The sequence below is a fragment of the Actinomadura soli genome (genome assembly GCF_005889715.1).
Lineage (GTDB): Bacteria > Actinomycetota > Actinomycetes > Streptosporangiales > Streptosporangiaceae > Spirillospora > Spirillospora soli.
Genome location: NZ_VCKW01000316.1, coordinates 1 through 8,261 on the forward strand (window position 1 = coordinate 1; position 8,261 = coordinate 8,261).

Sequence of the window (8,261 nt, forward strand, 5' to 3'; positions counted from 1 at the left end):
GGCGGCGGTTCCGGGAGGGGGCCGGTGATGACGCGGTCCAGCGTGATGATGGACGGGTCGCATTCGACGGGTGTGAGGCTGCGTCTCCCGCCGGGCGCCGACTCGACCAGCAGGAGCGCGTGGTCGGGAAGGTGCTGGAGGGTGACGGGCTCGACGGCGTACTCGTACACGCGTTGCGTCGTGTCGGCGTCGCTCCAGTTGGTGCCCGCCGCGTACGCGTAGGCGGCCGACCAGTTCCGCGACGTCGACGTGGCGGTCCCCTCGGTGTCGCTGCTGCTGGTGGACCCGCCCCGGTTGCTGCCGTGCTGGCGGGACGTCGAGCGGTCGGGGAACAGCCCGAACATCTCGCCGCCCGAGTGGCTGGTGCCGGACGACCGGCTCGTCCCCCAGTTGCGGGACGTGCCCGTCGTGCGGCTCGTGCTCCGGGTGTCGGAGTCGGCCTCGCCCTCGGTGCGGGTGGACGTGTGCGACTCGTTCCCGCCGACGTTCTTGGTGATCTGCGACAGGACGAACCGGTGGTCGCGTCCGATGAAGTCGGCGGCGCGGGCGGCGTCCTCGTGGTTGCCGAGCCGCATGAACGCGACGGCGCCGCCGCCGATCATCTCCGCGGACGTCTCGCGCAGCCGCCGGAACAGCAGGGTCAGCGGGACGCCGCGCCGCTCGCAGGCGTCCGACAGCCGTTCCAGGTGGCGGCGGGCCAGCTCGTCCGCGCCGGCGACGACGAGTGCGGGCGTCGAGTCCTGGGACGCGGTGACGCGGTGCGTGACCCATTGCACGATCAGGTCGGTGAGCAGTTCGGACCGGACGTTGCGGGCCTGGCTGTCCAGCGCGATGCAGGTCAGGTATCCCGGGCCCGTCCTCGCCGGCTCGGTGCCGAGGTTCTCCAGCGGGTGGACGTAGGACTCGATCCGCGACAGGTTCGCGTGCGCCTGGCGGCGGTACTCCACGGTGAACAGCTCGCTCGCGATGTGGCGCCGCTCGTCGCGGGTCAGGACGTCCCCGTCGTCGGGCTCGCCCATCAGCGCGCGGAGCGCCGCCGCGATCCGGCCGGGGGTGACGTCGTCGCCGAGGGCGGCGCAGACCTTGGCCAGGATCCGGTCGTCCATGCTGCGTTCGGCGCGGGCTGCGTCGGGCGTGCCGCCGTGCATGGACTCGACGATCGCGTCCACCAGGTCCTGCGGCGACATGTCGGTCAGGAGGCTGGACGACGACTGGCGGCTCGGCAGGAGCTGCACGTCCACCCCCATCCCGGCCTCCTGCGACAGCTCGATCAGCTCCCTGCTGACGACCTCGCGGGACAGGTCGAGCACCAGCAGCGGCTGGACGGCGAGGGTGGACGTCCCGTACGTGGTGAGCAGCGCCTCCCACGCCCAGAGCGTCCCGCCGAACACGTCCAGGCGGTGGCCGGGACGCCTGGCCGCGCCCCATTCGGGCAGCCCGTCCAGCCGCGCGCGTTCGGCGGACTCGTGCGCCTGCTTGCGGGCCTGCCATTGGCGGGCCTGGTCCTGGTAGCCGGTCGCGTTCTGCCGCTGGGCCAGCTCGTGGGCCTCGCGGGCGCTCTGCCGCTGCCGGGCGGCCCACGACGTCAGCACCAGGCCCGGCGACGCGGCCATGGCGGCGAGCACGAGCGCCCCGATCGGAACGGTGCCCGGGACCGTGGAGGCGGCGGCGCCGCAGCCGGCGACCAGCACCAGGACCCCGGCGACGCCGAGGCTGATCGGGAGAGTCCGGCTCCGGTGGCGCCGCGCGAGCCGCTCGGTCTCCGCGACGCGGCGGGCCAGGTACTCCGGCAGGGCCCGCTGCCGCGGCGGGATCTCGGGGAAGGGCCGCAGGAACCACCAGCGGTCGCGGAACACCCAGCCGAGCCGGGGCTCGGGGCTGAAGAGCCGCTCGACGCGCGTCCGAAGCCCTCCGAGGTCGACGGGTTCACCCCTCACGACGCTGAACTCCCGTCCTGTCTCGGGTGCCGGCTCGATCGTCACGCGTCGCGGGGTCATGCGCGGCGATGCGCAAACCACCCAAGCAGATTGACACGGGACTTGTCAGGCCGTCCGTCCTGTTTCGACCTTCCCCCTGGCCGTCTTGCTCAATAGCCTGACAGCCCATGAGCCTGGATCGGGACCGGAGCGCAGGCAAGACCGACCGTCCGGCGGGGGCACGGGTCTGCGCGAAGATGACGGATGGTGATCGGACCGGCGGACGAGAGGCGCGGGAAGAAATGACGCCAGGGGTCGAGACGTACATCTCGGTGATGCGATGGGACGGCTGACGTGTGGGACGTCGTCCGCGGCCTGCCGGTCTGCCGCCTGCTGGAGGTGCCCCGTCCGGGCGAGGACGCGGACGGCCGCGACGAGTGGCGCGACCAGCGGCTCGCCGCGCTCGTGTCGGCGTACCACGCGGGCAGGGAGCCGGTGCTGGTCGGCTGGCGGCGGGCGCAGGCGTCCGGGCCGACCGAGGTGTTCGTCGGCGGGGACGGCCTTCTCGCCGACCATGACGGACGGTCCGCGACGCTCAGCCTCCCTGCCGGTGGGCGCGGCGCGATGCTCCCGGACGGCATCGCCGAAGACTCCATGGCCCACTGGGTGAGCATCGGCGCCCTCTCGGACGGCCTGCTCGTCGACGACGACACGCCAGACGACCCCGCGAGGCCGTCCCTGGAGGACGGTCTCCTTTCCGTATGGGTGCGGCCGTTCGCCTGGATGCTGGTCGCCGAACCCGTGGACCTGGCCGAGGCCGAGCGGCTCGCCGACGAGCTGGCCGTCCGGCAGCAGCGCGCCCGGTCGATGGCGGAGATGTCGCCGGAGGAGTCGGTCGCGGCGGTCCGGCTGGAGCGGCGGCATCGCGAGCTGCGGCAGGCGGCGACGTCCGGGCTGTGGCGCGTGCATCTGATGGCGGGGGCGGAGACGCCGCGGGCCGCCGCGCGGGTCGCGGCGCTGGTGTGCGCGTCGGCGGACCTCAGCCGGTTGCCGTATGCGCTGGTCCCGGGCGCGCCGGGCCCGTTCGAGGCGAGCACGCGGCTGGTGGCGGCGGTGGCGCGTCCGCCCGTCCGGGAGGTCGCGGGGGTCCGGTTCGTGATGCGGCCCGAGTTCGACGTGACGCCCGAGTCGGGCGCCACGGGCGTGGGGCTCGGACGGGTCCTGGACCGCAACCGCCGCGACGCCGGGCCGCTGTCGGTGCCGCTGTCCAGCCTGAACCGGCACACGTTCGTGTGCGGCGCGACCGGCGCGGGCAAGTCGCAGACCGTCCGGTCGCTGCTGGCGGAGGCGTCGCGGGCCGGGCTGCCGTGGCTGGTCGTCGAGCCGGCGAAGGCGGAGTACCGGCTGATGGCCGCGCGGCTCCCGGACGCGGAGGTGATCACGATCCGGCCGGGCGACACCGAGGCGATCGCCGCCGGGATCAACCCGCTCGAACCGGCGCGGGGCCCGGACGGGCGGCCGTTCCCGCTGCAGACCCACGCCGACCTCGTCCGGGCGCTGTTCCTCGCCGCGTTCGACGCCGACGAGCCGTTCCCGCAGGTGCTGTCGGCGGCGCTGACCCGCTGCTACGAGCGGCTCGGCTGGGACCTCGCGCTCGGGGAACCCTCCACATCCGGGAAGGGGCCGCGTTACCCGGCGCTCGCCGATCTGCAGGACGCCGCCGAGCAGGTCGTCACCGAGATCGGCTACGGCCAGGAGATCACCGACAACGTGCGCGGGTTCATCCGGGTGCGGCTGTCCAGCCTCCGGCTCGGCACGACCGGGCGGTTCTTCGAGGGCGGCCACCCGATCGACTTCGGCGAGTTGCTCGCGCGCAACGTCGTCCTGGAGATCGAGGACGTCGGGGACGACCGCGACAAGGCGTTCCTCATGGGAACGGTGCTGGTCAGGCTGGTCGAGCATCTGCGGATGCGGCAGCGCGCGGGCGCCGCGACCGGGCTGCGCCATCTGACCGTGTTCGAGGAGGCGCACCGGCTGCTGCGGCGCAGCGAGCACGCGGGCCCGGCGTCCCACGCGGTCGAGACGTTCGCGAGCCTGCTCGCGGAGATCCGCGCGTACGGGGAGGGGCTGATCGTGGCGGAGCAGATCCCGTCCAAGCTCGTCCCGGACGTGATCAAGAACACCGCCGTGAAGATCGTCCACCGGCTGCCCGCGAAGGACGACCGGGACGCGGTCGGCGCCACCATGAACATCACCGACGCGCAGTCGCAGTTCCTGGTGACGCTCACACCCGGCGAGGGTGCCGTGTTCACCGACGGCATGGACTACCCGCACCTGATCCGCATGCCGGACGGTTCGCACCTGGAAAAGGACGCGGCGCCGGTCGCGTCCCCGCGCGCGCTGGTGAGCCCCCGGAGCAGCACCTGCGGGACGGACTGCCGCGACACCCCTTGCACCCTCCGCGACATGCGCAATGCCCAACGCATCGTGGCCGACCGTCCCGAGCTTGTCCTGTGGGCGGAACTGGCCGCCGCCGCCCATCTGACCGGCTGGGGCCCGCCGCGCCTGAAGATCACGGTGCTGGACGGCCTTCCCCCGCGGCTCCGTGACTGCGCCATCTCCCACGCGGTCGACGCCGCCGTCGCGGCTCGCGGGGCACCCGCGCAGCTCGCCGACCATCTCACGGCCGTCTTTCACGGACGCTACTGCTCGGACGACGAAACGGAATACTTCGCCGTCCCATATCGGTGGTGCCTCGTCCTGGAGGAACTCCAGCAAGCGCACCATGCGAGACCAGACGCGGGCAGGCATCCGCGTAGCGAAGAATGGACGTCCCTCTACAGGAGAACCATTCCCGGTGACACTCTCGCCGACCAACTCGGCCACGTCACCGCCTGGTGGGAACGCGACCAACGGGACCTGCCCGCCCGCAATAGCGCACTCTGGGGAGGAGCACCGTCGGCTATCGAGACCGCTACGGGCGCACTCCGTACCGACAGTGACTGGCCTCAGCGCCTGCGTGAGGCGACGTCCGACTTCGGCAACGTGGACGGCCTTCTCCACAACTTCTTCACAACACCGGACGCCGAAACTCATGCATGATGGAGATCATGGGGGTTCTGGAGCATGTGGCACCGAATCTGGTCGACGTTCTTCGACGTGACGCCTGGTGGATGGGCTGGAACACCCTTCTGGCCTGGATCCCGGTAGCACTGGCCTGGGCGCTCTTCCGCGGCCGGCACCTCTCCCGCTCACCCTTGTGGTGGGCCGGACTCGTCCTTTTCGTCCTCTTCTTGCCGAATGCGCCTTATGTGGTGACGGACCTGGTCCATCTCCGCGGCGACCTCCTGATGGCCGACCGCGGCGGGCCCGTCGTGACCGTCATCCTGCCCGTCTACGCGCTGTTCATCGGCTCGGGCTTCCTGGCCTACTACCTGGCCCTCGGCGCCGCGCTGCGGCACCTCGCGCGCGTCGGCCTCGGCGCCTGGCAGGGCCGCGTCACGATCGCCGCGCACGCCGTCTGCGCCGTCGGTGTCTTCCTCGGCCGCTGGGCCCGCCTCAACAGCTGGGAGCCGGTCGTCGACCCGCACGCCACGATCGAGCGGATCGTCGTCCACCTGACCTGGGCCTGGGCGCCCGTGCTGATCGTCGGCACGTTCATGGTCACCTGGCTGTGCCACTTCATGACCAAGGCCATCGCCGAAGCGTCGTTCGACGCGACCGTGAAGGGCGCCCGCCGCCTCCGCGCGACGCCCCCGTCCTGACCGAGGACCGCCGCCCCTCGAAGCAAGGGGCGGCGGGAGTGGATCAGGACTGTCCCGAGGGCGGTCCCGGGGGTTGCTGGCCCCACTTCTGCCCACCGGGCGGAGGGCCCGTCTGCTGCTGCGGGGGCTGGTACTGCTGCTGCGCCTGCTGCCCGTACGGGTAACCCGGGGACTGCCCCGGGATCGGGGGCGGGTCCGTTTTCACACCGGCCGCGAACTGCCAGCCGAGCCCGACGAGAATCAGCGACAAGCCGGCGAGGGTGAAGTTGAGCATCGTCGCGAGCTGCAGCTGGATCTCGCCCTTGTCGGCATCGGCTTCGTCCGCCTTCGCGCCCGCCGCCATGCTGAACACGAGCGCGAGCCCCACGAGCAGGAGGCCGACGCTGAAGAAGAGGATGAAAATAGGGCTGATCTTCTTCCCTGACATGCCGTGCAGAATACAGAGAACCTTCCTGTAGCGGACCGCGGGCGACGCTATGGTTCCCGAGCTTCGATGTGGGGTCAGGCCGCGTAATTGCGGACGACGCGGAGCGCGTCGGCGGCGTGCGAGCCCTCGGCGGCGAGCCCGGTGTCCTCGGGCGCGAGACGGCGGGCGCCGACACGGCAGAACTCCGAGGCCGGGCCGGTGATCCTCGTGGGCGCGGCCGGGTCGCCGAAGGTCCAGCGCGTCCCGTCCGGGGCGGTGAGGTCGCAGAAGACGGGGACGTCCGGGAGCCCGTCGAGGGCGAAGGCGTACGGCAGCGTCCGGTGCGCCAGCCACGCCACGTGCCGGATCCGCGCGGCCGTCCACGGTGTTGCCTTCGTCCGGCGAGAGGAAGGCCGCCCCCTCCCCGATCGACGGGTCGGCGATCACCTCCTCGGTCTGCGCGAGATGCAGGACGACGTCGGAGACGCTCCAGCCCTCGGCACTGGACGGCCGGGCCCACTGCTCCGGGGTCAACGCCTCCAGCATGGCGTCCAACCGGCGATATTCCGCGGCGAGATCATCGAATATGTCCACCATTGCGCCAGCCTACCGAATTTCGTTCGGTTTTGAACGCCGCACGCTCGGGCCGCTCCCGGTCACGCACGGTCGATGACCGGAAACGTGTTGTACAACGCCTACGAGAACGGGCCCGAGGTCAAGCGGCTCAAGAACGCGGCGGAGGGGCAGGACGGGGATTCCTGGGCGGTCCGCTGCCCGGCGCGCGCCCGCGGCACCGCCTGCATCGGCACCGGGGTCGCGAATTTTCTGTTCCGGGCCGGGGCACACGAAGACGATCTTTTCGTGAAATTGAATTTTCCACGCTTCCGCACCAGGGCGAGTAGGGCCTGAGCTGCGGTTTCCGAGCTTATTCGATCGTTGTCCACAACGGCCGGCGAGAGGCGGCGAAGACCGATACAAAATACCATCCCGGAGCAGACATAGGTCGTGCCCTATCGGAGCAGGTCGCGACCGACGGCTCTGCCAAGCGAGGTCCCCGTGAAACGCACCCCCCGCCTTACCCTGTTGACCGCCGCGGTCGCCCTGTCCCTGGTGCCCGGCCATTCGGCCGTGGCCTCCCCCACGCCGGGCGGCCCGGCCGCCGAGCCTTTCTGCTACGGGGAACCCTCGACCCCGAGCGCCGACGTCAGCGATCTCAAAGCGCGCTTCAGCGCCTCGAACTGGATGCCGACTCTCCAGGAGATGTACAAGCGGCGCTGGCCCAGCGGCGAGAAGCTCGCCATCGCGCAGGCGAACGACCAGTACTGGAAGCAGTTCGTGAACACCAGGAGCTTCGAGGGCTTCGCCGAGTCGATGATGGTGGCGATCCACGAGGAGACCCACATGTGGGACCTGGACCCGTCCAGGACCCGGTGGGACGTGCACATCGCGGCCTGGATCAACGCCTCGCAGCAGGCGTCCGCCGTGCCGCTGCACGGCGGCTTCCCCCGCAAGGAGATCCTGCCGCTGATCACCGACAAGCTCAGCGACAGCATGGACGGCATCTACCTGCGCGACTCCCAGCAGGGCTCCTACAAGCTGCAGGGCGTGCTGGCGGAGCAGAACGCCGGGCTGACGGGGCTGCCCGCCGTCACCGTCGTGCAGGAGTACATCAAGGGCGTCGGGGCCAGCAACGCCCGGGACATAGCGGCCACCAACCTCCGCTACCTGCTGCTCTACCTGCGCGTCGCCAAGGACAAGCACCCCGACTACTGGGCCAAGATCAAGAACGAGCCGAAGCTGCGCGAGCTCGTCCTGACCCAGTTCCTCCGCACGGCCTACTGGCTGGACAAGTCCGCGCCCTTCACCGGCAAGCTCGGCAGCCCCGACGCCGACAAGATCACCCAGTCGAACTACTCACCGGCGAACCTCGCCATCCTCGAGGAATTCACCGGCGCCACCGTCCGGCGCGACACCGACAAACACTGCACCACCTGACCTCCACCGGCACGAACCCATGGCGGGTCGCCCCTGTCACCTCGCGGAACCGGTCGTCTGAACCGCCGTGCGAAGCGCGGTCCCGGTGAGCAGGAGGGCAGGGGCGATTTCGCCTTGTGACGTAAGCGGCTATCCCGCGGTCAGATAGCGGGGCGGGCGGGAGAGGGCGGGAGTCAAGCG

The 8,261-nt window shown here is 71.1% G+C and carries 7 protein-coding genes and 1 pseudogene; 4 read left to right on the forward strand and 4 right to left on the reverse strand.

The annotated features are described in order from the left end of the window. Positions 1 to 1,937: hypothetical protein (locus tag ETD83_RS36480; protein ID WP_138649768.1), on the reverse strand; the 1,937-nt coding region annotated here is incomplete at its 3' end. A 333-nt stretch (positions 1,938 to 2,270) separates the two neighbouring features. Here ETD83_RS36480 and ETD83_RS36485 point away from each other — a divergent pair. After that, positions 2,271 to 5,018 carry an ATP-binding protein gene (locus tag ETD83_RS36485; protein WP_138649769.1) on the forward strand — a complete coding sequence of 916 codons (2,748 nt, stop codon included), beginning with the start codon at positions 2,271 to 2,273 and terminating at the stop codon, positions 5,016 to 5,018. An 8-nt stretch (positions 5,019 to 5,026) separates the two neighbouring features. Beyond that, positions 5,027 to 5,680, forward strand: a complete 654-nt coding sequence (locus tag ETD83_RS36490) for a DUF1361 domain-containing protein (protein WP_138649770.1) — start codon at positions 5,027 to 5,029, stop codon at positions 5,678 to 5,680. A 43-nt stretch (positions 5,681 to 5,723) separates the two neighbouring features. Here ETD83_RS36490 and ETD83_RS45080 read toward each other — a convergent pair whose 3' ends face one another. The 3 genes and pseudogenes from ETD83_RS45080 to ETD83_RS46200 form a co-directional block, all read right to left on the reverse strand. Continuing rightward, positions 5,724 to 6,107: a hypothetical protein gene (locus ETD83_RS45080; RefSeq protein ID WP_138649771.1), complete on the reverse strand. Its 384-nt coding sequence runs from the start codon at positions 6,105 to 6,107 to the stop codon at positions 5,724 to 5,726. A 74-nt stretch (positions 6,108 to 6,181) separates the two neighbouring features. Beyond that, positions 6,182 to 6,445, reverse strand: coding sequence for a hypothetical protein (locus tag ETD83_RS45085; protein WP_230421421.1), 264 nt, complete (start codon positions 6,443 to 6,445; stop codon positions 6,182 to 6,184). After that, positions 6,429 to 6,683: pseudogene (locus ETD83_RS46200) on the reverse strand (DinB family protein); the annotation flags it as partial. The pseudogene ETD83_RS46200 and the gene ETD83_RS45085, both read right to left, overlap by 17 nt. A gap of 72 nt (positions 6,684 to 6,755) precedes the next feature. On the opposite strand from ETD83_RS46200, the gene ETD83_RS36505 reads away from it, so the two are divergent. Both ETD83_RS36505 and ETD83_RS36510 read left to right on the forward strand, forming a co-directional pair. Then, positions 6,756 to 6,995, forward strand: a complete 240-nt coding sequence (locus ETD83_RS36505; protein WP_138649772.1) for a hypothetical protein — start codon at positions 6,756 to 6,758, stop codon at positions 6,993 to 6,995. Positions 6,996 to 7,169: 174 nt separating this feature from the next. Next, positions 7,170 to 8,081 (forward strand): hypothetical protein, encoded by a 912-nt coding sequence (locus ETD83_RS36510; RefSeq protein ID WP_205718069.1) that lies wholly within the window; start codon positions 7,170 to 7,172, stop codon positions 8,079 to 8,081. Positions 8,082 to 8,261: the final 180 nt, after the last annotated feature.